This window comes from Streptomyces sp. NPDC028305, assembly GCF_055569495.1.
Map to the genome: position 1 here is coordinate 755,650 of NZ_JBVHTN010000007.1, position 23,907 is coordinate 779,556.

At 75.2% G+C, this 23,907-nt stretch carries 20 protein-coding genes; 9 read left to right on the plus strand and 11 right to left on the minus strand.

The window, feature by feature from the left end; genetic code table 11:
* Positions 1–89 precede the first annotated feature (89 nt).
* Entirely contained in the window at positions 90–284 is a 195-nt protein-coding gene (locus tag ACZ4WQ_RS32840; protein ID WP_311728743.1) for a hypothetical protein, read from the plus strand.
* Here ACZ4WQ_RS32840 and ACZ4WQ_RS32845 read toward each other — a convergent pair.
* On the minus strand, positions 265–1,083 hold the full coding sequence (locus tag ACZ4WQ_RS32845) for an ATP-grasp domain-containing protein (RefSeq protein WP_468022678.1): 819 nt from the start codon (positions 1,081–1,083) through the stop codon (positions 265–267). The genes ACZ4WQ_RS32840 and ACZ4WQ_RS32845 overlap by 20 nt on opposite strands.
* A 71-nt stretch (positions 1,084–1,154) precedes the next feature.
* Positions 1,155–2,408 (minus strand): phosphodiester glycosidase family protein, encoded by a 1,254-nt coding sequence (locus tag ACZ4WQ_RS32850; protein ID WP_468022641.1) that lies wholly within the window; start codon positions 2,406–2,408, stop codon positions 1,155–1,157.
* Positions 2,409–2,665: 257 nt separating this feature from the next.
* Here ACZ4WQ_RS32850 and ACZ4WQ_RS32855 point away from each other — a divergent pair, with 257 nt between their 5' ends.
* Positions 2,666–3,526: a phosphatidylinositol-specific phospholipase C/glycerophosphodiester phosphodiesterase family protein gene (locus ACZ4WQ_RS32855; protein ID WP_311728742.1), complete on the plus strand. Its 861-nt coding sequence runs from the start codon at positions 2,666–2,668 to the stop codon at positions 3,524–3,526.
* Positions 3,527–3,642: 116 nt separating this feature from the next.
* Here ACZ4WQ_RS32855 and ACZ4WQ_RS32860 read toward each other — a convergent pair whose 3' ends face one another.
* Together ACZ4WQ_RS32860 and xylB are read right to left on the minus strand one after the other, a co-directional pair.
* Positions 3,643–4,875, minus strand: coding sequence for an ROK family protein (locus tag ACZ4WQ_RS32860; RefSeq protein ID WP_398373595.1), 1,233 nt, complete (start codon positions 4,873–4,875; stop codon positions 3,643–3,645).
* Positions 4,876–4,953: 78 nt separating this feature from the next.
* A complete protein-coding gene (xylB, locus tag ACZ4WQ_RS32865; RefSeq protein WP_352131501.1) occupies positions 4,954–6,417 on the minus strand; it encodes a xylulokinase in 1,464 nt (487 codons plus the stop codon).
* Between the two features lie 105 nt (positions 6,418–6,522).
* Between xylB and xylA the strand changes: the two genes are divergently transcribed.
* Positions 6,523–7,695, plus strand: a complete 1,173-nt coding sequence (gene xylA, locus ACZ4WQ_RS32870; protein ID WP_358842445.1) for a xylose isomerase — start codon at positions 6,523–6,525, stop codon at positions 7,693–7,695.
* 200 nt (positions 7,696–7,895) lie between these two features.
* Here the strand turns inward: xylA and ACZ4WQ_RS32875 are convergent, their stop codons facing one another.
* The 3 genes from ACZ4WQ_RS32875 to ACZ4WQ_RS32885 all read right to left on the minus strand — a co-directional run bounded on the left by ACZ4WQ_RS32875 (position 7,896) and on the right by ACZ4WQ_RS32885 (position 13,863).
* Positions 7,896–8,963, minus strand: coding sequence for a pectinesterase family protein (locus ACZ4WQ_RS32875; protein WP_468022642.1), 1,068 nt, complete (start codon positions 8,961–8,963; stop codon positions 7,896–7,898).
* Between the two features lie 548 nt (positions 8,964–9,511).
* Positions 9,512–10,864: an SWIM zinc finger family protein gene (locus tag ACZ4WQ_RS32880; protein WP_468022643.1), complete on the minus strand. Its 1,353-nt coding sequence runs from the start codon at positions 10,862–10,864 to the stop codon at positions 9,512–9,514.
* Positions 10,861–13,863 (minus strand): DEAD/DEAH box helicase, encoded by a 3,003-nt coding sequence (locus ACZ4WQ_RS32885; protein ID WP_468022644.1) that lies wholly within the window; start codon positions 13,861–13,863, stop codon positions 10,861–10,863. Before ACZ4WQ_RS32885 ends, ACZ4WQ_RS32880 begins: the two co-directional genes overlap by 4 nt.
* 202 nt (positions 13,864–14,065) lie before the next feature.
* On the opposite strand from ACZ4WQ_RS32885, the gene ACZ4WQ_RS32890 reads away from it, so the two are divergent.
* Positions 14,066–14,251 carry a hypothetical protein gene (locus ACZ4WQ_RS32890; protein WP_311728735.1) on the plus strand — a complete coding sequence of 62 codons (186 nt, stop codon included), beginning with the start codon at positions 14,066–14,068 and terminating at the stop codon, positions 14,249–14,251.
* A 266-nt stretch (positions 14,252–14,517) separates the two neighbouring features.
* On the plus strand, positions 14,518–18,294 hold the full coding sequence (locus tag ACZ4WQ_RS32895) for a hypothetical protein (RefSeq protein ID WP_398373600.1): 3,777 nt from the start codon (positions 14,518–14,520) through the stop codon (positions 18,292–18,294).
* Positions 18,295–18,380: 86 nt separating this feature from the next.
* Here ACZ4WQ_RS32895 and ACZ4WQ_RS32900 read toward each other — a convergent pair whose 3' ends face one another.
* Positions 18,381–18,917 carry a PadR family transcriptional regulator gene (locus ACZ4WQ_RS32900; protein ID WP_311728732.1) on the minus strand — a complete coding sequence of 179 codons (537 nt, stop codon included), beginning with the start codon at positions 18,915–18,917 and terminating at the stop codon, positions 18,381–18,383.
* 113 nt (positions 18,918–19,030) lie between these two features.
* A complete protein-coding gene (locus ACZ4WQ_RS32905) occupies positions 19,031–19,648 on the minus strand; it encodes a class I SAM-dependent methyltransferase (RefSeq protein WP_385349455.1) in 618 nt (205 codons plus the stop codon).
* Positions 19,649–19,873: 225 nt separating this feature from the next.
* On the opposite strand from ACZ4WQ_RS32905, the gene ACZ4WQ_RS32910 reads away from it, so the two are divergent.
* On the plus strand, positions 19,874–20,308 hold the full coding sequence (locus ACZ4WQ_RS32910; RefSeq protein WP_385349452.1) for a roadblock/LC7 domain-containing protein: 435 nt from the start codon (positions 19,874–19,876) through the stop codon (positions 20,306–20,308).
* 94 nt (positions 20,309–20,402) lie between these two features.
* The gene (locus ACZ4WQ_RS32915; protein ID WP_358842438.1) at positions 20,403–20,855 is read left to right on the plus strand and encodes a YbhB/YbcL family Raf kinase inhibitor-like protein; all 453 of its coding nucleotides are present in this window, start codon (positions 20,403–20,405) and stop codon (positions 20,853–20,855) included.
* A gap of 29 nt (positions 20,856–20,884) precedes the next feature.
* On the opposite strand, the gene ACZ4WQ_RS32920 is transcribed toward ACZ4WQ_RS32915, so the two are convergent.
* Positions 20,885–21,313, minus strand: coding sequence for a PPOX class F420-dependent oxidoreductase (locus ACZ4WQ_RS32920; RefSeq protein ID WP_311728727.1), 429 nt, complete (start codon positions 21,311–21,313; stop codon positions 20,885–20,887).
* A gap of 124 nt (positions 21,314–21,437) precedes the next feature.
* Between ACZ4WQ_RS32920 and ACZ4WQ_RS32925 the strand changes: the two genes are divergently transcribed.
* On the plus strand, positions 21,438–21,848 hold the full coding sequence (locus ACZ4WQ_RS32925) for a roadblock/LC7 domain-containing protein (protein WP_352131514.1): 411 nt from the start codon (positions 21,438–21,440) through the stop codon (positions 21,846–21,848).
* A 190-nt stretch (positions 21,849–22,038) separates the two neighbouring features.
* Positions 22,039–23,034, plus strand: coding sequence for a DUF6397 family protein (locus ACZ4WQ_RS32930; protein ID WP_468022645.1), 996 nt, complete (start codon positions 22,039–22,041; stop codon positions 23,032–23,034).
* On the opposite strand, the gene ACZ4WQ_RS32935 is transcribed toward ACZ4WQ_RS32930, so the two are convergent.
* Entirely contained in the window at positions 22,971–23,831 is an 861-nt protein-coding gene (locus tag ACZ4WQ_RS32935; protein ID WP_311728723.1) for an acyl-CoA thioesterase, read from the minus strand. The genes ACZ4WQ_RS32930 and ACZ4WQ_RS32935 overlap by 64 nt on opposite strands.
* Positions 23,832–23,907 lie beyond the last annotated feature (76 nt).

Here is a 23,907-nt window from a genome sequence, read left to right on the forward strand (position 1 = left end):
AGCACCCGAGATGGCGCGGGTCAAGGGGGTGTCTGGGCCAGACTGGCGGCCGGATTCCGATCCTCATGAAGCGCCTGAGGAGGCTCGCCATGGCCATTTCGATCTCCGTGGTCCTACTGCTGCTGATCCTGGCGGTGGTCTTCCTGCGGAGCGGAGGGCTGCGTGTCTCGCATGCGCTGGTCTGCGTCACCCTGGGCTTCTACCTGGCCAGCAGCAGCATCGCGCCCACCATCTCCGAGGGGCTGGCGGCCACCGCGGACGTGGTCAGCAGCGTGCGGCCCTGACCGGCGGGGCCCCGGCCGCAGGACGCAGAAACCCCCGGTCGGCGGGGGCGACCAGGGCCCGCGGCCCGGCGGCGCGCAGCACGACGTCCAGCACGGCGTCGGCCTCGGCGGCGTACGAGTGGGAGAACCACGCCATGTTCGCCTCGACCGCCGCCCACCGCTCGCGCCCCGTATCCGGGTCCCGCACCAGCCCGACGTCCAGCGTGACCGCGCTGGGCAGCGAGTCCCCCACGGCGGCGAGCAGCCGCCCGGCGAACCCGCGCACCGCCCGCTCGTGCGGGTCCCGGTCCAGCGCGGCGACGTCCAGCCGCCCGTGGGCGGCGTACCGGCTCCCGGCGGCGATCCGCCCCTCCAGCACGAACAGCCGGTACTCGACGGCGAACATCACCACCTCGGAGACCAGCACGGGGGTGTGCGGGCCGATGCCCTCCCCGGAACGGGGCAGCCGTGAGCCGTGTCCGTAGACCGCGGCGGGGAACGACTTGTCGCTGGGCGGCTTGACGAACACCGGGCCGCGGGCGGCCCGCGCCGCCGCCAGCGTGGTCAACTCGACCTTCCGGCCCGTGAACTCCCGCGGCAGCCGGGCGAGCCAGGCGTCCGGCGGCTCGAGCAGCCCGAGGCCGAGCCGGGCGGCCACCCGGTCGGCGGTGCGCGGGCCGCCGTACCAGTGCACCGGCCGGCCCGCCGCCTCGTCGAGCCCGCGCGGGCCCGAAAGCACCAGGACGTCCATTCCGCGCCGGGCCGCCGCCTCGCTCAGCAGGCCCGCCGTGCTCGTACGCTGAGCCGAGGTCAGAAGCAGCCGCACCACGCGGCTCACCGTATCGGCCGCCTCCCCGCGCGGACCACCCGGATCGCACCGGTCAGGTCGTCTCAGGGGCGGTCGGTGGTCGTCTCGGGGGCGGGGCGGGTGAACACCCCGATCCCGTTGGGGACCGGCCGCTCGGTGCCGCCCGAGGGGTGGTTGCGTACGGTCGCCCGCCCGCTCTCCGCGTCCCGCACCACGAGCGTGGAGGAGCCGCCCCCGTCGAGGTTGACCACATCGTCGGCCCCGAGGGCGAGCATCACATCCGCGAGCTCGCTGAGGGTCAGCCCGGCGCGGTAGGTCATCTCGCCGTCCAGCACCAGCAGATACAGCAGACGCCCGCCCTCGCCGATGCCCGCCGCGGTGCGCACCGCCCCAGTGAGCGGGTCGAGCCCGTCGAGCCTGTGACGGTCGCGCACGATCGGGAAACCGCCGAGCGCGAAGGCGAACGGCGGGCGGTGGGTCTCCCGCAGCCCGTACTCGAAGCGCACCGGTTCGCCCAGCCGCAGCTCGCGCAGCGCCCGCGCCCCCGCCTCCCGCCCCACCAGCACGAACGAATCCTCCGGGATGGGCCCCTTGCCGGGCGTGACCGCCCGCCGTGCGACCAGGCCCGCACGGACCGTCACCTCATAGGTCTCCGCGCTGCACGGCGCCGACCGGGAGGTGTCCACGCCGCAGGCGGCCCGCACCCGGGACGCGCCGCCCCAGCCGGAGGTGTACGCCCCGATGCCGTCCACCGCCACCGCGTACTGGTTCAGTCCGCGCAGCGGCCGGGTGCCCCGCCCCTCCGCCGTCACCGTGCCGCGCAGCGTCAGCCGGCCCACGCGGGCGATCCGGTCGGTGCCGACGCCGACCACGTCCTCCGTCGAGGTGCCCGGCGGCGGCGCCGGGCCGAATCGCTGGCCCTGGGGCACCGCCGACTTGAGCAGCTGCCCGGCCGAGACCTCCGGGCCCACCGCGGCGCCCGTCGCCTCCACACCGGGGTGCTGGGTCTCGGTGATGTGGAAGAAGTCGCCGTTCACGGCGGCGACCGCGGCGCGCTCGGCGGCCATGTCCGAGACCCGGGAGCGCGAGGCGACCGCGTCGGGGTGGAGCAGTCCCAGCGATACCCCCGGCTCCCGCAGGTCGACGGTGAGCAGATGGCCCAGCGCCGTGCCGTGCGAGGTGGCCAGCGTGAACTCGCGGTACTCCACGCCCGGCGCCGGTGCGGAGCGCTCCAGGTAGCGCGGCGCGGCGCGGGCCGTGGGCGCGGGACCCGCCCCGGCCCGGCCGGCACCGGCCAGCACGCCCCACGCGAGAGCCACCGCCACCGCCGTACGCATTCGCCCGGACCGCCTACGCACCCGCCCGGACCTTGAGCGACTCCTCACCGCCATCGCGCACCTCCCGTCAACCGCCCGGTCCCGGGCACCGCTTCGGCTTGAGCCGCGCTTGTGACGGGAACGGCGCGGAAATGGCCGGAGACCACCGGAGGAACTCTTCGCACGCCCCTGCCCAAGCGGCCCACGCCGCCCCGATACTCACTGGCGTCCGTCGAGCAACCCCGGCCCCGCGCCGGGGCAAGAGCCGGGAGGCCCCCATGGTCCGCCGCACGCGCCGTGCCTTTGTCGTCACCCTCGGAGCAGCCGTCGCGGGCGGGATAGCCGCCCCCGCATACGCGAGTTCGGGATCCGGCAGGGGCAAGCCGCCGCTGGCCAGAGCCCACGCGCACAACGACTACGAGCACCCGCGCCCGCTGCTCGACGCGCTCTCGCACGGCTTCGGGAGCGTGGAGGCCGACATCTGGCTGGTGGACGGGCAGTTGCTGGTCGCCCACGACGCGGCGGACCTCGACCCCACCCGCACCCTGGAGGCCCTCTACCTCGACCCGCTGGCGCGACGCGTCAAGCAGAACGGCGGACGCGTCTACCGCGGCCACGACCTGACGCTGCAACTGCTCATCGACATCAAGACCGCGGGCGAGCCCACTTACCTGGAACTCGCCAAGCGCCTGCGCCCCTACCACTCGATCCTGAGCAGCGCCCACGGCGGCGTCGGGGGCCGGGTGCGCCGCTCCGCGGTGACCGCCGTGATCTCCGGCGACCGCGGCGCGCGGGCCCCCATGGAGGCCGAGCGGGTGCGCCACGCCTTCTACGACGGGCGTCTCGAGGACCAGGGCACCGGCGTGCCCGCCTCCTTCATCCCGCTGATCAGCAGCAACTGGACGCAGAGCTTCGGCTGGCTGGGCTCCGGCGAGATGCCGCCGGCCGAGCGGGAGAAGCTGCGTCAGATCGTGGGTTCGGCGCATGCGAACGGCCAGCGCGTCCGCTTCTGGGCCACCCCCGATGTGGCGGGGCCGGAGCGCGAGGCGCTGTGGCGCGAACTCCTCGCCGCCGACGTCGACTACATCAACACCGACGACCTGGCGGGCCTGGAGGACTTCCTGCGCGGCGCTCACTGACCCGCGTCGCGGGCTCACGGCAGTCACTGGCAGATCGTATGATCAACACACGCGCCTCCCCGTGAGGCACGTGTGGGCCAGTCGGGCGACGCCCCGCACGCCGTGCCCCGCGAGACCTACGCGCCGCGCTGCTCCCTGAACGCCGCCGGGTCGTCCAGGACCGCCTGCACCACCGAGCCCGCCGCGCCCAGCACCGGCCCGTCGGAGCCCAGCCGGGAGACGGTCACCACGCCCTGGCCCGGCCGGGCCGGATCCGTGAGCCGCCGCGCCAGCTCCCGCTCCAGGGCGGGCAGCAGCCAGGGCGACAGCGGGGTGAGCGCCCCGCCGAGCACCACCTTCTGCGGGTCCAGCAGATTCACCGTGCCCGCCAGGGCGATGCCGAGCGCCGCGCCCGCCCCGCGCAGCGCGCTCCGCACGCGCGGGTCGCCGTCCGCCGCGTGCCGGGCCAGCAGGGCGATCCGGCCACCCGGGGCCCGGTGTTCGGCGGCGGCCTGCTCCGGGCTCAGGCCCCCGGCCCGCAGCACCGCCTCCTCGCCCGCGTACTGCTCCAGACAGCCGCGCCCGCCACACGCGCACTCCGGCCCCTCGGGCCGCACCGGCACATGCCCCAGCTCGCCCGCGAAACCGTGTGTCCCGCGCAGCAGCCGCCCGTCGATCACGACGGCGGCGCCGATGCCGATCTCGGCCGAGACATGCACGAAGTCACGCGGCGCGGGGTCGTGGCCGCCGAGCCACAGCTCCGCGAGCGCGCCCAGGTTGGCCTCGTTGTCGACGGTCAGGGCGCCGCCCGGCAGGGCCTCCCGCAGCGCGGCGCCCACGTCCACGCCCGACCAGCCGAGGTTCGGGGCGCGCACCACGACACAGGACTCGCGCGCCACCAGGCCCGGCACCGCCACCGCGAGCCCCACCGGCCGCAGCCCCTCGCCCTCCGCCTCCGCCGCGACACGCCGTACGAGCCCGGCGAGCCGCTCGAGCACGGGGCCCGGCGCCCGGCCCCGGTTCGCCGACTCGACCTGGGCCCTGGCCCGTACCCGCCTGCCGAGGTCCATCGCGTACACCGCAAGGTGGTCCACGCCTATCTCCGCGCCGAGCCCGGCCGGCCCGCGCTCGTTGAGCTGGAGCGCGCTGCCGGGGCGGCCGACCGTGCCCGGCCGGGACGGCCCGAGCTCCACCAGCAGTCCGTCCCTGGCCAGCTCGTCCACCAGGGTCGAGACGGCGGCCCGGGTCAGCCCGATCCGGGCCGCGACGGCGGCCCGGGACAGCGGACCGTGCGCGGCCACGGCATGCAGGACGAGGGAGAGGTTGCGTCTGCGCATCGCCTGCTGAGTGTTGGGCAGTGGCGCTGCCACCTGACCGTTCTCCCCTCGTTCCTGCTGGTCCTGGCGGTCCTGGACCCCGCGCGGTACCTCCGTGGCCCGGCCCCGACCCTACGGTGTGGCCCTGCGCAGCAGCGCGTCGGCATCGGACAGGACCCCGCCCAGGCGCTCCAGCGCAGCCTCGTCGCGCTCCACCGCCTCCCACGACGGCCCGTCCGCCGTCTTCCAGCGCCGGGCCACCGCCGCCGGGTCCTCGCCCAGCAGCAGGCCCGCGGCCTGCGCGGCGGCGCCGAGCGCGACCAGTTCCTCGGCCCGTGGCACCTGGACGGGCCGGCCGCTGAGGCGGCGCACCGTCTCGCGCCACGCCGCGCCCTTGGCGCCGCCGCCGATGAGCAGCAGCGGAGCGTCCGGCGCGGCGTCCGCGTCCAGGACCTCGTCGAGCGCTGTGAGCAGGGCGAACACGGCCCCGTCGTAAGCCGCCTGGAGCACTTGCCCCGGCGTCGTGTCATGGCGCAGCCCGTACAGCAGCCCGGAGGCCAGCGGCAGGTCGGGGGTGCGCTCGCCGTCGAGGAACGGCAGCAGAACGGCCGAGCCGCCCTGCTCCACCGCCTCGCGGTCGCGGCCGAGCAGGGCGGCGATCCGGTCCACGGCCAGCGTGCAGTTGAGCGTGCAGGCCAGCGGCAGCCAGGCGTCACGTGCGTCCGCGAACCCCGCGACCACCCCGGTGGGGTCGGTGGGCCGACGCCCCGAGACGGCGTAGACGGTGCCGGAGGTGCCCAGGCTCAGCACCGGCTGCCCGGGCCGCAGCCCGAGGCCCAGGGCCGCCGCCATGTTGTCGCCCGTGCCGGTGGCCACCAGGGCGCCGGCGGGCAGCGGCAGGCCGGGGAGGTGCCGTACGGTCCCGGCCGCCTCGCCGTGCCGCAGCACGCGCGGCAGCAGCTCGGGGGAGAGGCCGACGCGCTCCAGGATCTCCCCGTCGTACGACTCGGTCGCCGACGCCCACCAGCCGGTGCCGGAGGCGTCGCCGCGGTCGGTCGTGCCCTGGCCGGTGAGCCGTTCGGTGAGGTAGTCGTGGGGGAGCCGCACGGCGGCGGTGGCCCGCGCGGCCTCGGGCTCGGTCTCCTTCAGCCAGGCCCACTTGGTGACGGTGAAGGCGGGCGCGGGCACGCTGCCGATCCGCTCCGCCCACACCTTCGGCCCGCCCAGCTCCTCGACCAGGCGGTCGCGCTGCGGGGCCGAGCGCACGTCGTTCCACAGCAGCGCCGGGCGCACCGGGCGCCCCGCCGCGTCCAGGGTGACCAGGCCGTGCTGCTGGCCGCCGACCGAGATGGCGGCCGCCTGCCGGGCGTGCGCCCCGCACTGGCCGAGCGCCTCGGCCAGTGCCCGCCACCACTGCTCCGGGTCGCTCTCCTTGCCGTCACCCCCCGCCCCGCCGCCGACGGTGTGCGGCGCCTGGCCGCGCGCGACGACCTGGCCGGTCGCGGCGTCGACGACCAGCGCCTTGGTGGACTGCGTGGAGCTGTCCACGCCGACGACCAGCGGTCCCTCCGGCACGGGCACGGCTGCTGCTGCCATCGTGCTCTCCTCCTTCACGTCCCTGTCCCCGAGCGGGGCTTCCCTCGGGGCACTCGCGCATACTAATTTGTAAAGTGCCATGACGAAATAGGCGAGGGAGCCGCGATGAGTTACAACCCCACCCCCGAGGACAAGTTCACCTTCGGTCTGTGGACGGTCGGCTGGCAGGGCCGGGACCCCTTCGGGGACGCCACCCGCCCGGCCCTCGACCCCGTCGAGTCCGTGACCCGGCTCGCCGAGCTCGGCGCGTACGGCGTAACGTTCCACGACGACGACCTGATCCCCTTCGGCGCCTCCGCGACCGAGCGCGAGTCGCACATCAAGCGCTTCCGGCAGGCCCTGGACGCCACCGGCATGACCGTGCCCATGGCCACCACCAACCTCTTCACCCACCCGGTCTTCAAGGACGGCGCGTTCACCGCCAACGACCGCGACGTACGCCGCTACGCGCTGCGCAAGACCATCCGCAACATCGACCTCGCCGCCGAGCTGGGCGCCAAGACCTATGTGGCCTGGGGCGGGCGCGAGGGCGCGGAGTCCGGCGCCGCCAAGGACGTGCGCGCCGCGCTCGACCGGATGAAGGAGGCCTTCGACCTGCTCGCGGACTATGTCACCGAGCAGGGCTACGACCTGCGGTTCGCCATCGAGCCCAAGCCCAACGAGCCGCGCGGCGACATCCTCCTGCCGACCGTCGGCCACGCCCTCGCCTTCATCGAGCGGCTGGCGCGGCCCGAGCTGTTCGGCGTCAACCCCGAGGTCGGCCACGAGCAGATGGCCGGGCTGAACTTCCCGCACGGCATCGCCCAGGCGCTGTGGGCGGACAAGCTCTTCCACATCGACCTCAACGGCCAGTCCGGCATCAAGTACGACCAGGACCTGCGCTTCGGGGCGGGCGACCTGCGGGCCGCCTTCTGGCTCGTCGACCTCCTGGAGTCGGCCGGCTACCAGGGCCCGCGCCACTTCGACTTCAAGCCGCCGCGCACCGAGGACATCGCGGGCGTCTGGGCCTCCGCCGCCGGGTGCATGCGCAACTACCTCATCCTCAAGGAGCGCGCCGCGGCCTTCCGGGCCGACCCGGAGGTCCAGGAGGCGCTGCGCGCCTCGCGCCTGGACGAACTGGCGCGCCCGACGCTGGGCGAGGGGGAGACCGTGGCCGGTCTGCTCGCCGACCGCACCGCCTTCGAGGAGTTCGACGTCGACGCCGCGGCGGAGCGCGGCATGGCCTTCGAGCGCCTGGACCAGCTGGCGATGGACCACCTCCTGCGCGCCCGCGGCTGACCGCGCCGCCCGGCGGCCGGCCCGCGCGTGCCGCGGGCGGGTTGGCCGCCTGCCCGCGCGTGTTGCGGACAGGTCTGGCTGCCGGTCCGCGCGTGTCGCGGGCAGGTCCGGCCGTCGTTCCGCGCGTGCTGCGGGCAGGTTCGGCCGCCGGTCCAGCCCCCCGACGGGACCGGCGGCCGGGTCTGTGGGGCCGGAGCCCGTCAGGGCGTCCAGTCGCCCAGCCAGTCCGCGATCTCGTAGTCCGCGGCCTGGGAGTCGCTCAGCTGCGGCCGGTCGGTGCTCGCCGGTCCGGAGCCCGCCCCGGTGTTCTTGTACTCGGCGAAGCGGTCGTCCTTCCAGGAGAAACCGCTCATGTCGGTCCACGGGGTGGTTCGGACCGCGGCGCTCAGGGAGGTGTTGCGGACGACGGTCTGCGGATCGAGGCTCGCGTCGCCGCCCGCGTGCCAGGGGCGGCCCAGGTAGTGGCTGCGGTCGCTGACATCGCCGGTGACGTTGCTGTTGATGATCAGGAAGCCGTGCTTGCCGGCCGCGGTCGAGGGCGCGGCCACATACCCGGCCGAGCTGCCGTCGTACCGCTTGACCAGCCGTATCGTCGACTTGGTGATGACGGCGGAGGCGCGGCCGAAGATGAAGTCGACGTTGCCCTGGATCCAGGCGTTGTTGACGTACACCCGGCCGACCTTGTCCTTGCTCGCGGAGTCCAGCAGCAGGGTGTCCTGGTCGCCCAGGGCCCCGATGTTGTCCAGGACTATCTTGTCGCCCGCGGTGCGCAGCGCCACCGCCTGCTTGTCGGTGATGCTGGTGTTCGCCTCGTTGAAGTCGTTCACGAACTGGAGATTGCGGGCCTGGAAGTCGTCGGCCTCGACGGCGAAGGTCGCGCTGCCACTGGTGCCGTATGTGCCGCCGCCGGGCTTGGGGGTGCCCGAGGCGTTGTTGTAGACGATGGTCACGTCGTTCTTGCTGCTGGTGGTGCCCACCAGCCGGATGTGCGGCTTGTTGCCGGGGATCTTCACGGTCTCGCGGTACGTGCCGGGCTTCACGGAGATGGTCACGGCGGAGGGGTTGTTCGCCGGGACCGCGTCGACCGCGGCCTGCACGGTCGTGTAATTGCCGCTGCCGTCCTTCGCGACGACGATCGCCGCCGCGGCCTTCGCGTGCGCTGCCGGGGCGCCCGCTGCCATCAGCGCGGCGCCCGTGACCAGGGCGAGGGGAGCGCTGACGAGCGGTCCAGTGAGGCGCCGCCTAGGGCGCCGGTCCGTTGTGGACATGGGGGGTGACTCCGTCCCGTGGAGACGTGCCGGACATGCGGATGCTCTGCGGTTGCCGCGTGAGGCGGAAAGGTTGCCGGGGTGCGGTGGGCCGCTCTCGGCCCGGCTCTTCCGATGTCCGCTGGCTGCCGTTGTGGTTCCCGGCCGCGGCTCGGGCCGGTCTCGCCGGGCTTCGCGGAGCCCTCGGGCGACGGAGCGCGCAGTTCACCCCGGCGGTGCGCACGCCAAGTGGGCCCCATCCGCCGCGTCGTGCCGGTCGGCCGGCCGAGGTCCGGTGGGCGCGCCGCTTCGCGGACGGCGCGGTGCCGGGGGAGTCCGGCGGTTCTTGACGCCTGCGGCGGCCGCGCGGCGGCCATGCGACCGTGCGGCGGAGTCGTGTGTCGGCGCGGCGGCCCCGTCCCGCCCCTTCGCGGGCCCTGGCCCTGTACGCGGGCCCTGGGGTCGGGGTCCAGGGGTGGCCCCCGCCACGCGGCGGAGCCGCACATCGACGCTGCCGGAAGGGCCGAGGAAAGGATCCCGCTGCCGGACACCCCGACCGCGCGGCGCCGTCAGCCCGCGCCCGCCGCCGCCCCCACCATCCCGGCCCCGCGCGGGGACGGCGCCTCGAGGGACGCCAGCGCCGCCGCCGGGTCGTGGTCCGCCGGCCCGGCGGGCCACCAGCGGCCGCGCTCCTTGCGGTAGGGCCACCAGCGCCCGTCCCGGCCGTAACGCAGCTGCGCGTCCGCGCCGACCACCGTCCAGCGGTTGCTGCCCACCGCCCGCAGCCGCGGCGCCCGCTCCTCTCCCTCCCAGGCGGTGGTGAGCGAGGCGCGGGCGCGTGCCAGCGCCTCGTCGGCCGGGCTCCACTCCTCGTCCAGCACGGTGAGCGCGGCCGGTCCGCCGTGTCCCCAGGCGCGCACGGCGCGCGCCAGCTCGCCGCGGTCGCGGCCGCAGCCCGCGGCGAGGCGGTCGGCGATACCGGCCGGAGGCCCGGCGGCGGCCAGCCGCACCGCGTCCTGCCAGGGCGTGAGCGCGCTCGGCGGCGGGGCCGTGGCGTGGCCCGGCGCCAGCGCCTCGGCCAGCAGCCGCCGGGCGCGCACCGCGGCGTCCGCCGCCAGGAACTCCAGCGCGACGACGTCCAGGCCGGGCGCCGGGTCGCCGCCGCCGCTCAGCGCCGGCGGCCGGCCGGGCTCGGCCACGGTCGGCGGGGGCGCGGGCAGCGGTGGCAGGGAGGCGGCCGCGGCGAACGCCTCCCGCGCGGGTATGCCCTCCGGGGCCCGGCCCGCGCCCTCCTCGGCCGCGCCGCCCGGCGCGCGCCCGGCGGCGCGCGCCACGCTGCGCACCTGGAGCTCGTCCAGGAGCTCGCGCTCCCCGCGGCCGCGCATCAGCAGCAGTACGAAGGGGTCCTCGTCCAACAGCCGGGCGACCTGGTAGCAGAGCGCGGCGGTGTGGGGGCAGTGGTCCCACGCCTCGCATCCGCACTCCGGCTCCAGATCGCCGATGCCCGGGAGCAGTTCGACGCCCGCGGCCGCCGCGTCCTCGACGAGCTGCGGGGGCATGTCCCGGTCGAGCAGGGCGGCGATATGCCCGGCCCGGTCGGCGACCACGTCCAGCAGCCGCTCCCACTCGGCCTCGCCGAACTCCTGGAGCAGCACATCGGAGCGGTGGGGCGTGTGGTCGCGGTCCCGTACCACCGCGGTGATCCGGCCCGGCCGCACGCACACCGCCCCGACCGCCCCCTCGCGCGCGTGCTTGCGCCCGCGCCCCAGCTGTTCACCGTCGAGCGCCGTGTCCTCCAGCGCCTTGAGCCACGCCCGGCCCCACCAGGTGCGGGCGAAGCCGCGGCCGCGGGCGGGCGGCAGGGCCTCGAAGACGCGCTCGCGCTCGTCGTACCCCTCCCGGACGTTCCCGGTATCGGTCATCGCTCGGTCCCCCTCAGCTCCACGAGCTCCGCCAGCTCGGCGTCGGTCAGTTCGGTCAGCGCCGCGTCCCCCGCGCCGAGCACCGCGTCCGCCAGCTCCCGCTTGCGCTCGAGCATCGCGGCGATCCGGTCCTCCACCGTGCCCTCGGTGATCAGCCGGTGCACCTGCACCGGCTGGGTCTGCCCGATCCGGTACGCGCGGTCGGTGGCCTGCGCCTCCACGGCCGGGTTCCACCAGCGGTCGTAGTGCACGACATGTTCGGCCCGGGTGAGGTTGAGGCCGGTGCCCGCCGCCTTCAACGACAGCAGGAACACCGGCACTTCGCCCTGCTGGAAGCGGTCCACGAGCTCCTCGCGGCGCGCCACCGGCGTGCCTCCGTGCAGCAGCTGCGCGGCGACGCCGCGCGCCGCCAGATGTTCCTCGAGGATCCGCGCCATCCGGACGTACTGCGTGAAGACGAGGACGCTCGCGCCCTCGGCGAGGATGGTGTCCAGCAGTTCGTCGAGCAGTTCCAGCTTTCCCGACCGGCCGGGGACGACGGGTTGGTCCTCCTTCAGATACTGCGCGGGGTGGTTGCAGATCTGCTTCAGGCCGGTCAGAAGCTTGACGATGAGCCCGCGCCGGGCCGGCCCGGCGGTGCCGGAGATCTCGGCGAGCATCTCGCGCACCACCGCCTCGTACAGCCCGGCCTGCTCCTTGGTGAGCGCCACGGCGCGGTCCGTCTCGGTCTTCGGCGGCAGCTCGGGCGCGATGCCCGGGTCCGACTTGCGGCGCCGGAGCAGGAACGGGCGGACGAGCTTCGCCAGGCGCTCGGCGGCGGCCGGGTCGCTTCCGCTCTCGACGGGCTGGGCGTAGTGGGCGCGGAACCACCCGTGGCCGCCGAGCAGCCCGGGCGTCGTCCAGTCGAGGATCGCCCACAGCTCGGAGAGGTTGTTCTCGATCGGGGTCCCGGTGAGCGCGACGCGGGCCTTGGCGCCGATGGCGCGCAGCTGCTTGGCGGTCGCCGAGTACGGGTTCTTGACGTGCTGCGCCTCGTCGGCCACCACCAAGCCCCAGCCGTCGGGCACGGCCTCGGCCAGCCGCCGTGCGTCGAGCCGCATCGTCCCGTACGTGGTGAGGACGAACTCGCCGTCCGCCAGGTCCTCCAGGGCGCGCGCGGCGCCGTGGAAGCGGCGCACCGGGGTGCCGGGCGCGAAGCGTTCGATCTCGCGCTGCCAGTTCCCCAGCAGGGAGGCGGGCGCGACCACGAGGGTGGGCCCGGCGGCCTCGGGGACGTCCTGGCGGTGGAGATGAAGGGCGATCAGGGTGATGGTCTTGCCGAGGCCCATGTCGTCGGCGAGCGTGCCCCCGAGGCCCAGCGAGGTCATCCGGCTCAGCCAGCCCAGGCCGCGCAGCTGGTAGTCGCGCAGCGTGGCGGCCAGGCCCACGGGCGGGGCGACGGGCCCGTGCGCCGGGCCCTCGGGGTCGGCGAGGCGGTCCCGCAGCGTGGCCAGCCAGCCGGCGGCCCGCACCTCGACGCCGGTGCCGTCGGCCTCGGCCCGGCCGGTCAGGACGGCGCCGAGCGCGTCGGCGGTGGTGATGTCACGGTCCTCGCGGCCGTGGGCGCGGCGGACCGCCTCCGGGTCGATGACGACCCATCGGTCACGCAGCCGCACCACCGGGCGGGCGGCCTCGGCGAGCCGGTCCAGCTCCGCCCGGGTGAGTTCCCGGTCGCCGACGGCGAACCGCCAGCTGAAGCGGAGCAGCGCCTCGGCCGACAGATACGAGGGCAGCCCGGATCCGGCGGTGTCCGGACCCTCGCCGTCGACGCGCCCCTGCGGGCCGACGACGGCACGCGCGGTCAGGCCCCGGGCCAGCTCCTTGGGCCAGTGCACCTGGACCCCCGCGGCGTCCAGCGCCGCGGCCGCCGGGCCGAGCAGCTCGACGACGTCCTCGTCGGCGAGGTCGAGCGCCTCGGGTACGGCGGCGGACAGCAGCGGGGCGAGCGGTGACCAGGCGCGGACGGCCCGGCGCAGCGTCAGCAGCGCGTCCATGCGGGCGCGGGGGCCGAGGGCCGCGGCGGCGGGCGACGCGCCCGCCCATACGTCGGCGGCGTCCGCCACCAGGGTCGGGTCGGCGAGGCTGTGGAGTTGGAGGACGGCACGGAAGCGCGGGCCGGGGGACGGGGCCCGGTCGCGGCTCCCGTCGTGGCTTCGGTCGTGGACGAGGCCGTGGTCGCCGTCGCCGCCGAGGTCGCCGCCGAGGTCGCCGTCCAGCAGCTCGATCCGAAGCGACAGCCGGACACCGGCGTCGTGCCCGGCGGCGAGGTCCGCCGCCCAGGCCCGCTGCTCGGGCAGGCGTTGCGGCTTCGCCGCGGCGAACGCCGGACCGCCGGCGGCCAGGGCCGCCGCGGGCGAGCGCGGCAGCCCGTCCGCGACCGCGTCGAGAAACGCGCGGACGTGCCGCTCCGGCTCCGGGAGGCGCAGCGGGTCGGTGCCGGGCAGCGGCACGGCGTGGGCGGCGGGAGGCATGGCCGCCGCCAGCTCACGCACCCGCCGCAGATCCTCCTCGGCCAGCGGGCCGACGCGCCACGCGTCGTGGTCGGTGGCCGTGAGCCCGGGCAGCAGCCGTCCGCGCGCGGCGAGCTGGAGGGCGAGCACCGCGGCGGTGCCCCAGAAGGCCGCTGTGGGATCGGCGGGTGGGGAAGCGGTGTGCGCGGCGCGTGCGCGGGCGCGGGTGAGCACCGGAAGCGCCTCGCTCAGGGGCAGGACGAGGGCCCGTACGGCGCGGGTACGGACGCCCGGGTCTCCTTCGGCACCATCGGCCTGATCGACCTCATCGGAGGTGGCCGGGACCACGACGGTGATCTCTTCGGGGGTGCCCGGCCCGGTGGGGTCCGGGCCGTCCGGCCGCCAGAAGGCGACGCGTCCGGTGCGTGCCGGGTCGGCGGGGAGGAAGACGGTGGTGCAGCGGCTGAGTTCGGCGATCTCGGAGGGCGTTGCCACGGTGCGTGGTGTCACGGAGCTGACACATTCCTCAAATTTGACTAGCGGGAGCGGTCGAGGGTACCCGACGAGAGGCCCGCCGGGGCGGGCGTCCGTTGTGAACCGTCTCACCTGGGCCCTTCGCGCTCCGGTGGATGCTTCGCACTCAGGAACCGGACGCGGCCGACGTCCGTTGACACAAGTGAAGCGGCATGAGCCGCGAAGGAGGCAGAGGGAGATGTCCAAGCGCGCTGTGGCCGTCGCGGGGGGCGCGGCGGTGGGAGTGATCCTGCTGTGTCAGCTGTTGCCGTTCTGGGCGGCAGTGCTGGTGATCGTCGGTGTTCCCACGCTGGCGTATCTGGTGCTCGACCCCTCTCAGCGGCGCAGGCTGCGCCGTGTGTCGCGCAAGGAGCTGGGGCGCTGACCGGCCCTTTCGCGCGCCCTGATGGCGAATTCCCGGATGGAAACGGGGAGAAGGGAGCGGCGGGCCGCGGCGGGGTGGAGCAGGGCCGCCGGCCGAGCTCGGGGCCCGGGGTGACACGCGCCTTGGAGTGACCGCGCAACACCGATCGCGGGTCACCCGGACCCCGTCCCCGTTCCGTAAGTCACTTGTGCGGTCGGCCGGTGCTGGGCGAGCATGCTCGCCATGACGCATGGAAAGGACGGCCTCGCGACCTCTCGGTGATCGCCATGGCCGCATACGAAACTCCTCAGCCGCTGACCCCTTCCTGGCTCCGGGCGCACTTCGACCCGCTGCCCTTCCCCGCCCGGATGAGCGCCCTGGCGCGGTACGCCCGTACGCTCTCCCCGGACGCCTGCGCCACCCTGCGCGCCGCCCTCGACTCCTCTCCCGAGCCGGACGACCGGCACCTCGCGCTGTTCCTCGCCGTCGCCCGCCGCGACCTCGACGCCGTGGCCGCCGCGCTCGCCGACCCACTGTTGCGCCGCCGCGCCCTGTCCGCGGCCATCCGCCTGCCGGTGCCCGAAGCGGCCCTGGCCCGACTCGCCCTGGACGAGAGCCGGTCCGTACGCCACGAGACATACCGCGTTCTGCGCGTCGGGCGGCGTACCGGCCTCGCCGACCGGCTGCTGCCGCGGGCGCACACCGCGTACGGCCCCACCGACGCGGCCCGGCTCCTCCCCGCCTGCTCACCCGGCGTGGCGGCCGAGTGGCTGCCCCGTCTCGACCCGCCGATCGGCGTCCTGCACACCCTCGCCCGCACCGCCCCGGCGGCCGTCGCCGCCCGGCTGGCGGCCGACTACCAGGCGCGTGACGACTACGGTCGGCGCCGACTCGCCCGCCGCCACCGCCTGTTGGCCGCCGCCGTCGCGGAACGCGACACCGACGCCGGGCTGCTGCTCCTCGAACGAGCGCCCGCGCTCATCGACGGCCGCGGCACGGTGGCGCTCCTGCGCAAACCTCGGCAGGTGCTGGCGATCCTCCGGCGCGCCGCGGACCGCACGGACGCCGACCACCGCGGCGGGTCGGAACGGACGCCTGCCCTCCGTCCGCCCACCGGGCCGCTGCCGCGGTCCGTGCTGCGGGCCCTGCGCGCCCTCACCCCCGAGGAACTGGCCGAACTGGCCGAGGCGAGCTTCGGCGGATTCCGCCGGTACCGCGCCGACCGGCTGGACATCACCCCCGACCCCCTGCTCGCCCTGCTCCCCGCCGCCGCGCGGCGCCGCGTCGTCGAAGCCCGGCTCCCCGCGCGCGGCCCCGGCCGGAGGACCAGGCTCAACGCCCTCGCCGCGCTCGACCCGGCGGACCGCGCGGATCTCATGCGCCCCGTTCTCGCCCGGGCGGACCGGTCGCCGCTGCTGCGCAACCAGCTCCTCGCGGTGGTTCCGCTCGCCGACGCCGAACCGATCCTGCTCGAGGGGGCGGCGAGCCACCGCCCGTACGAACGCGCACTCGCCTGGCGCACGCTCATCGCGTGCGCCGAGCTCAACGCCGACCCCGCGGCCTTCGCGCGGACCGTGGCGGCCTGCGAGCGGGCCTGGCACGACCGCGAGGAGGTACGGCTCGCCGCGTTGGGGCAGGTCGCCGGCGCGTCGCCCCGGATGCTGACCGCGGTACCGCTGAGCGTGCTGCGCGACGCGGCGCTGACCACCGTCCACTCCCGCGACTCCACGTCCGCCACGGTCGCCGCCGCCGAACGGTGGCTGCGCCGTACCACGGAGAGCGCGGCGGCCAGGGGAGACGCCGAACGGGCGGCGCGCGTGGCCCGCCTGCTGTGCCAGGTCGTGGGCGATCCGCGCCGGCGCGGCCCGGTCGCACCGCTGAGGCTCGATGCCCGCGCGGCGGCGGCCATCTGGGCCGGAACGGCCCCCGACCCGCTCGGCGATGCCGCCGACCGACGGCCGTGTCCCCCCGCACACGTGGACCGGGCGGACGGCCGGGCGGAGAGACGCCTCCCCACCTCCCGGCTCGTGCCCCTCGCCGAACTCCTCACGCCCCACCTCCCCGCTCTGCCGGAGCTGGACGCGTTCGTGGGCCATACCGCGTTCGACGGCGAGGATCCCGGGTCGGCCGTGCGCGCGGCCGTGGCGTGGCTCGCGGCTCCTGCCACGCGAGAGCGCCGCTGCGCCCAACTGGTCGCCGCCGACGTATCGTTCGCCACGCTGGAACCGGTGCTGCGCACCCTCGCCACCCGCCGCACCGACCTGTTGGAGGACGTGCTGCGCGCCGCCCGCCACGGGCTGCGCGGTCAGCTGTCGGGGCGCGCCGCCAACTGCTGGGTGCCGCGCCTGCCGTGCTCCCTCACCGGCCGGTGGACCGCGCGGGCGCGCCACCTGCTGGCCACCCATCTCGCCGCGGTGGCGGCCGACGACGAGGCTCCGCCGCGCGCCCGCGCGGACGCGGCGGCTCTGGTGCGCGACCCGGCGCTCCTGGCGGACCTGGCGTCCGGCGCGCCGCAGCCCGTGGCCGCGGCGGCGCTGACCGCACTGAGCGAGAGCGCGGCGCTCCACGCGCACAACGTCGCCACGCCGCCGACGCGCACGGACCCCCGGCCCGACCCGACCCCGCGCGACTCCGCCACGCGAGACGTGCCGGGTCCGGGCCGGATGCTCGGTGGCGACAGGACAGGCGGCCAGGCGAGCGACGGCGTGGCGCCCGTCCGCGAGGCGCTCGAGGACGTGCCCGACGACGTGCCCGAGGGGGCCGCCCCGAACGCCGTAGCGGATTCGGACACGCCCGCCCTCGACGCCTACGGCCCGGTCGCCGACGCCCCTCACACGCCGCCCGACGTCCTCTCTTTCCTCCTCCGACACGCCGGAACCGGGGGAGCGCGGGGGAGGGCTGCCATGGCGGGGGTGCGGCGCCTGCTGGGCGGCGTACCCGACCGGAGGGCGGTCGCGCTGCTGGCACCCGTGGCGCGCTTGGTGACGACGCCGGTCGGCAGCCGTAAGGAGGCCGCCCGCGCGCTGGCCGAGCTGCCGGGTGACGGCGCGTTCGCCGCGCTGCTCGCGGCCTGGGACGAGCCCGGGCAGCACCGGGACGTGCGGGTGGTGCTCGCCCGTTCGCTCCTCGCCCGCGTCGACGCGCCGGGCGTGGCCGACCGGCTGACGGAGCAGGTGCACGAGTCCGCCGTCCGCGAGGCCGTGATCGTGAGCGATCCGGAGGCGGCGGGCATCCGTACCCGCTCGGCGTACGCGTCCTTCCTCGCCGGGGTGGTCCGCACCGGGGACGACGCGGCGGCCCGGGCCGCCTGCGCCGCGCTGCCGCACTGCGTGGCGGTCGGGGCGGCCGGCGGGTTCGAGGACGGGGTCGGCGCGCTGACGGCCGCCGCTGTCGCCACGCACCGGCCGTCGAGGGTGTGGCGCGCCGCGGTGGACGCGCTCGGGCGGCTGCCCGGAGACGAAGGGGGCGCCGCCCTGCGCCGCGTATTCGAGACGCTGGTCGCCCGCACACGCACCGAAACCGGCGCCGGTGAGGGGAGCGGACGCGCGAGCCGCGCCGACGCGCTGCGGCGGCTCGCGGACTGCGGGTCCGCCGTCATCAGCAGGCTCGTCCAGGAGTCGGCGGGCGAACTCCCGACCGGTGAACTCGCGCAGGGCGACGCCGTGGTGGACGCGCTCCTGGCCGCCGGGCTGCGCCGCCAGGCGACCAGCGCTGTGCTGAGCCTGGCCTGTGCCGGGCTCAGCAGGGGCGACCCCGGCCTCGGCCGCTGGGAGCGCTATCTGTCGCTGGTCCAGGAGCGGCCGGATCGCCTGCACTTCTTCGACCACTTCGCCTTCGACCATGAAGACGAGCGTGTGCGGGCAGCGGTGCGCAGTGTCGTCGGCGTGTTGCGCGAGCGCGGCGACGCCCCCGGCGGGCTGACCGCCCTCGTCCTGGTGAAGGCCATGGGCGCCAGGAACGGCTGGCAGGACCCGTGGCGGGCGGAGCTGGACGCGCTGTGCGGGCACGCCGACCCGGATACGGCCGAGGCGGCGCTCCTCGTCGACCCGTGCCGACGCCGATGACCGCGACCGGCGGCGGTGCCCCACGCACCGGCCGCGCGCGCCGGGCACGGCAGCCTCCTCTTGCGGGCCCGCCCGCCGGGGCGCCGTCAGGCGCCGCCGGTCTCCCGCAGCGACTCCAAAGTGCGGCGCAGCCAGGACTGTTCCGCCTGGCTGGTGGCGCGGGCGATGGTGAGGATGCCGCGCCGGAAGGGGTCCTCGACCTCCTCCGCGCGCAGCGGCCGGCCGCCGTCGTAGAAGAAGCTCGTGGGCTGCCGCAGAAACTCCAGCCGGCGCTCCAGCACCTCCGCCTGCGCCGCCGGGTCCTCCAGGTGCCGCAGAAACGCGAGCAGCGTGAACCAGCGGCTCTCGTCGGTGATGTCGGCGTGCGCCGGCCGGGCGAGGCGCAGGCGGAGTTCGGCGCGGCCCGCGGTGGTCAGGGTCAGCACATGCCGGGGCGCGGCCCCAGCACCCGGCTGGGTCTCGCGGGCCAGCAGCCCGGCCCTCTCCAGACGCTTGATCGCCGGGTACAGCGTGCTTTCGGCCACCGGCTTGACGTGCCCGGTCAGCGCGGCGATTCGCTTGCGCAGCTCATAGCCGTGCAGTGGCGTGTCGCAGAGAAAGCCCAGGATGGCGAGTTCCAGCATGTGCGCATTGTGACGCACGGGCGTTGTACCTCGACCGGGTAATACATCGCTATGGATGTATAGGCCTGCCTGCCGACTCAGCTCCGACACACCGCTCAGCCCTGGCGGACGGCTCAGCCCTGGCGGACGGCGAGGGCCAGGAAGCGTGTGTCCCGGTCCGTGTACGAGGTCAGCGCCCAGCCCGAACGGGCCAGCAGCGGGCGCAGATTGGGCTCGGCCCGCAGGTCGTCAGGGGTGATCGGGCGGCCCTTCCGGGCCGCGAGCGCCGCCCGCCCCACGGGGTGGAACAGCGCGAGCCTGCCCTGGGGGCGCACCACCCGCGCCAGCTCCCACAGCCCGGCCTCGGGCTCGGGAAGGTGGGAGATCAGCCCGGCGCCGAACACCGCGTCCAGACAGCCGTCACGCAGCGGCAGCCTGGTGACGTCGGCGAGGGCGAGCCCGGCGTCCCGGTGTCGTCCGGCGCGCACGGCGGCCGCCAGCATCGCGGGTGTGACGTCGGCGCCGAGGACCGTCCCGGCCGGGCCGACGGCCGCGCGCAGCGCGGGCAGGGCGCGGCCGGTACCGCAGCCGGCGTCGAGCACCGCGTCCCCGGCGCGCAGGCCGATCTCGGCGATGGCGGCGGCGTAGGCGGGGCCGTCGTCGGGGAAACGGGCGTCCCAGTCGGCGGCCCTCGGGGCGAAGAAGTCCCGGGCCTTGGCCAGGTGGTCGGCGGGGGTGTGCTGGCGGCTCATGCGGCTCCTCGGACGGGCGCGGATCGTCGGACGGGACAGATCATGAGGAAGCTGAGGGAAAACCCTGAGCGAGAACCCGAATATTGTGCACGTTCGAGCATCGACCGATCGTTCTGTCGTCTGTCCCTGTCAAATTCCAGCATCTTCCGAATGCGCCCCCTCTGTGCGCCCCCTCCCGGCTAGCGTCCGGCAGAGTTTCGCGGAACCCGACAGAGGGAGACGGCCATGACCGAGCACCGCCGAATCGCCGCCCGCTTCCCGGACGGTCTCGACTGCCTTCTGGACGATCTGGTGCTCCGTGTCGGGGACGTACGACACGCCGTCGTGCTCTTCGGCGACGGAGTGACGGTGAGCTCCTCCCGCGGGCTCAATCGACGCGACGCCGAGCAGCTGGCCGCCATGGCCTCCGGGTTCCACGGCCTCGTCGTCGGCGCGGCGGGCCGACGGCGAGGCCGTGCGGCACGCCAGACCATGGTGGAGACGGGGGTCGGCAACCTCTTCGTCGCGGCGGCGGGCGAGGGCTCGTGCCTGGCCGTCCTGAGCGCGGCCACCGCCGACCCCGCGCTGATCGCCTCGGAGACGGCCCGGCTCGTCGAGCGTGTCGAGGAGCATCTGCGCACCCACCCGTGCCTCCCGGAGACCCCCGCCGCCCCCGCCTGACCGGCTCACGCCACGCGGCCTCCGTGTCCCCGGCACACGGAGGCCGCGCGGAGGGCGCTGCTTGCCGGCTTTCCGCGCGGGTACTCGCGAACTCATGGCTGGAATCGAGCTCAACAGCGCCGCGTTCGACGACCACGACCCGATCCCGCGCCGCTACACGAAGGACGGGGAGGACCTCTCACCGCCGCTGACCTGGTCCGGTGTCCCCGCCGGCACGGCCGAGCTGGCCCTGCTGTGCGAGGACCCGGACGCGCCGTCGGGGACGTTCGTCCACTGGCTGGTCACCGGCATCGCCCCCAGCAGCGGCGGGGTGGGCGCCGGGCAGATACCGGCGGGCGGGCTGTCGCGCACCAACGGATACCACCAGGAGGGCTGGGGCGGGCCGCACCCGCCCGAGGGCGACCGGGCGCACCGGTACTTCTTCCGGCTGTACGCCCTTCCCGAACCGCTGGTCCTCCCTGACGAGGCCTCCGCCCACGAGGTGCACCAGGCCGTCGACCGCAGCCAGCTCGCGAGCGGCACACTGGTCGGCCTCTATCAGCGCTGAGACACCCAATGGTTTTCGGCCGAATCGGGCTAGTCGGCGACTCCGGCGAGGGCGATGACTTTCTCGATACGGACCCGCACCAGCAGCTCGCCCGGGACGCCGTTTCGGGCGCCGTACTGCTCCGCGACGTCCTCGCCCATGTACCGCGCCGCGATCCGGGTGGCCCAGTCACGGACCTCCTCCAGCCGGTCGCTGAGCTCGGCGCGCCCCTGAAGCGTGACGAACGCGAACGGGGGCCGGTCGTCGTCCACGCAGAGGCCGACCCGTCCGTCCCGGGCCAGGTTGCGGCCTTTGACGGTGTCCTGGCCTGTGTTGAAGACGAGGTCGTCGCCGTCGAGCAGAAACCACACGGGCGCGATATGCGGGCTGCCGTCGTCGCGCACCGTCGACAACTTCGCGGTGCGAGTGCCCTCCGAGACGAACTTCTGCCACTGATCCTTGGTCATTTTCCGTGCCATGTCTCCATCTTGTGTCAAGCGGCGCACATCGGCGCGCCGACAGGCGGGCCGGGTTGCCCGGAGAGCGGAGGTGAGAAAGGCTGGCCCGGCAGCTGTGGTGGATGGCCGGACGGGGAGGAACGGTATGGCACTCAGCAAAGGGCTCGATTGGCTGTTGGACGACCTGACCGAGCGGATCGCACAGATACGGCACGCCTTGGTGCTGTCGAACGACGGGCTGGTGACGGGCGCGAGCTCATCGCTCGTCCGCCAGGACGCCGAGCACTTGGCCGCGGTCGCCTCGGGCTTACACAGCCTGGCCAAGGGGTCCGGGCACCATTTCCGCACGGGGCGGGTGCGGCAGACGATGGTCGAATTCGAGGAGGGCGTGCTGTTTGTGACGGCCGCCGGCGACGGCAGCTGTCTGTGCGTGCTCAGCGGTCCGGACGCCGACGTCGGCCAGGTCGCGTACGAGATGGCGCTGTTGGTCAACAGGGTGGGGGAGCACCTGGGCGTCGAGGCGAGACAGGAGAGCGGGGCGCCCAGCGGGCTGTGATCCGGAGTTATCCACAGGCCTGATGGGCTGCCTTGCCCAGCGGCTATCGTCGTCACTGTCAGTGATTGACCAGTCGCGGGGGAGGGCCGTCGTGGTAGTGGAGGAACGTCAGAGGACGGGCGAGAAGTCGCGCCCGAGGTCGAGCCAGGGGTCTGGCCAGAGGTCGCGCCGGCAGCTGCGGAGCGGGCCGGTGCCGGCGGTGCCGGACGGCATCGAGGAGACCGTCGCGTTCGACAGGGCCGCGAGGGAACTGGGGCTCAAGCTCGGCGAGTTCGAGCTGGCCGTCCAGCTCGGCGAGGTGCTCACCGTGGCCGTGGGTGCCCTGGGGCGACGGGTGGGGCGTGCGGAGTTGCTGCGGCTCGCGGCCGCCGAGGGCTTCCCGAGCGCGTTGCGCGCGCGGCTCCGTGTTGTGGGCACGGCGGAGGGAGCCGAGCTGCTGGACATCAGCCCGGGGCGGTTCTCCCGGCTGGCGCGCGGTGGCTTCTTCACCCCGGTCCGCTTTTACGTCAACCGGTACCGAGCCGTGGTGTGGCTTTACCCGGCCGCGGAGCTCCGCGCGTTCGCGGAGCGGGAGCCCGCGCTGCTGACCGGCCGCATCCCGGCCGGGCTGCGCGCCACTCTCAGCGCCGGGGAGGACCAGCGGGCCGCCCGATGGCGCGGCCGCCGTATCGAGCAGTTGCTCACCCGGACCGAGGACCCCTGGGAGCGGGCCGCGGTGTGGGCCGCGGTGCTGGCCCCCGCCGAGTTGGACGCGACGCTCACCGACCCGGCCGAGCGCGCGTATGTGCGCGCGCTGATGCCCCGGCTCGCCCCGGTGGCCTCGGGGACCGGCTTGGCGGCGGAGGTGATCGCGGCCGTGGTGACGGTCGGCGACCCCACCGAGATCCGGCGCTGCCGGGCCGCGCTGGACACCTGTGTGCGGGACGCCCGGCGGGCGCGCCCCGCCCCGCGGCCGCCGGACGAGGCGGCGGCGCCGGACGGTGATCCGGTCCCGTCTGTCGGCGTGCTCACACTGCCCGACGGCGATCCCGCGCCGCCCGCCCTGTCCCCGGGGCGCCCCCGCGGGCTCTGGCACCGTCTCGTCGGCGGGCGCCGGGGCGCGGAGGGTGGCCCCATGGCTCCCTACAAGGGGCGGAAGAGCCCCTCCTGTACGACGGAGACGAGGAGCCGGCCGGCCCGGTCGTAGATCCGGCCGCGGGCCAGCCCCCGGCCGCCGGTGGCGATCGGCGACTCCTGGTCGTAGAGGAACCACTCGTCGGTGCGGAAGGGGCGGTGGAACCACATGGCGTGGTCCAGCGAGGCCATGTCGAAGCCGCGCCGGCTCCACAGCGGTTCCACCGGCACCCGCACCGCGTCCAGCAGCATCATGTCGCTCGCGTAGGTGAGCGCGCAGGTGTGCACCAGTGGATCGTCGCCGAGCGGGCCGACCGCGCGCATCCACACCGCACTGCGCGGCTCGGCGCCCTTGAGCTCCTCGGGCGTCCAGCGCAGCCGTTCCACATAGCGGATGTCGAAGGGCTGGCGGCGCGCCATTCTCTCGAGCGCCTCGGGGAGCGTCCCGAGATGCTCGCGGATCTCGTCGGCGAGTTTCGGCAGGCTCTCCGGCTCAGGCACCTCGGGCATCGGCAGCTGCTGTTCGATGCCCGGCTCGGGAAGATGGAAGGAGGCCGTCAGATTGAAGATCGTCCGTCCCTGCTGGACCGCGACGACCCGGCGTGTGGTGAAGGAGCGGCCGTCGCGGACGCGCTCCACCTGGTACACGATCGGCACGCCTGGCCGCCCCGGGCGCAGGAAGTACGCGTGGAGGGAGTGCACCGGGCGCTGCCCGTCGGTGGTCCGCCCCGCGGCCACCAGCGCCTGCCCGGCCACCTGCCCGCCGAACACCCGCTGGAGCGACTCGTCGGGGCTCAGGCCGCGGAATATGTTCAGCTCGATCTGCTCCAGGTCCAGCAGATCGACCAGACGCTCGGCGGGATTGGTCATCGGTGGTGCTCCTTCACTGGTGGTGCTCGTCGCGGGGCCCGGCCCCGCGACGTCTGGGGCCATGGCGCTTGGGCCC

Bases quoted from the DNA above. Each gene is read 5' to 3' on its own strand.
- ACZ4WQ_RS32880 (WP_468022643.1), bottom strand. From the start codon at position 10,864: ATGACCGATACCGGGAACGTCCGGGAGGGGTACGACGAGCGCGAGCGC.
- ACZ4WQ_RS32850 (WP_468022641.1), bottom strand. From the start codon at position 2,408: ATGCGTACGGCGGTGGCGGTGGCTCTCGCGTGGGGCGTGCTGGCCGGT.
- ACZ4WQ_RS32935 (WP_311728723.1), bottom strand. From the start codon at position 23,831: ATGACCAATCCCGCCGAGCGTCTGGTCGATCTGCTGGACCTGGAGCAG.
- xylB (WP_352131501.1), bottom strand. From the start codon at position 6,417: ATGGCAGCAGCAGCCGTGCCCGTGCCGGAGGGACCGCTGGTCGTCGGC.
- ACZ4WQ_RS32905 (WP_385349455.1), bottom strand. From the start codon at position 19,648: ATGAGCCGCCAGCACACCCCCGCCGACCACCTGGCCAAGGCCCGGGAC.
- ACZ4WQ_RS32920 (WP_311728727.1), bottom strand. From the start codon at position 21,313: ATGGCACGGAAAATGACCAAGGATCAGTGGCAGAAGTTCGTCTCGGAG.
- ACZ4WQ_RS32925 (WP_352131514.1), top strand. From the start codon at position 21,438: ATGGCACTCAGCAAAGGGCTCGATTGGCTGTTGGACGACCTGACCGAG.
- ACZ4WQ_RS32875 (WP_468022642.1), bottom strand. From the start codon at position 8,963: ATGTCCACAACGGACCGGCGCCCTAGGCGGCGCCTCACTGGACCGCTC.
- ACZ4WQ_RS32900 (WP_311728732.1), bottom strand. From the start codon at position 18,917: ATGCTGGAACTCGCCATCCTGGGCTTTCTCTGCGACACGCCACTGCAC.
- ACZ4WQ_RS32895 (WP_398373600.1), top strand. From the start codon at position 14,518: ATGGCCGCATACGAAACTCCTCAGCCGCTGACCCCTTCCTGGCTCCGG.
- ACZ4WQ_RS32840 (WP_311728743.1), top strand. From the start codon at position 90: ATGGCCATTTCGATCTCCGTGGTCCTACTGCTGCTGATCCTGGCGGTG.
- xylA (WP_358842445.1), top strand. From the start codon at position 6,523: ATGAGTTACAACCCCACCCCCGAGGACAAGTTCACCTTCGGTCTGTGG.
- ACZ4WQ_RS32910 (WP_385349452.1), top strand. From the start codon at position 19,874: ATGACCGAGCACCGCCGAATCGCCGCCCGCTTCCCGGACGGTCTCGAC.
- ACZ4WQ_RS32915 (WP_358842438.1), top strand. From the start codon at position 20,403: ATGGCTGGAATCGAGCTCAACAGCGCCGCGTTCGACGACCACGACCCG.
- ACZ4WQ_RS32890 (WP_311728735.1), top strand. From the start codon at position 14,066: ATGTCCAAGCGCGCTGTGGCCGTCGCGGGGGGCGCGGCGGTGGGAGTG.
- ACZ4WQ_RS32855 (WP_311728742.1), top strand. From the start codon at position 2,666: ATGGTCCGCCGCACGCGCCGTGCCTTTGTCGTCACCCTCGGAGCAGCC.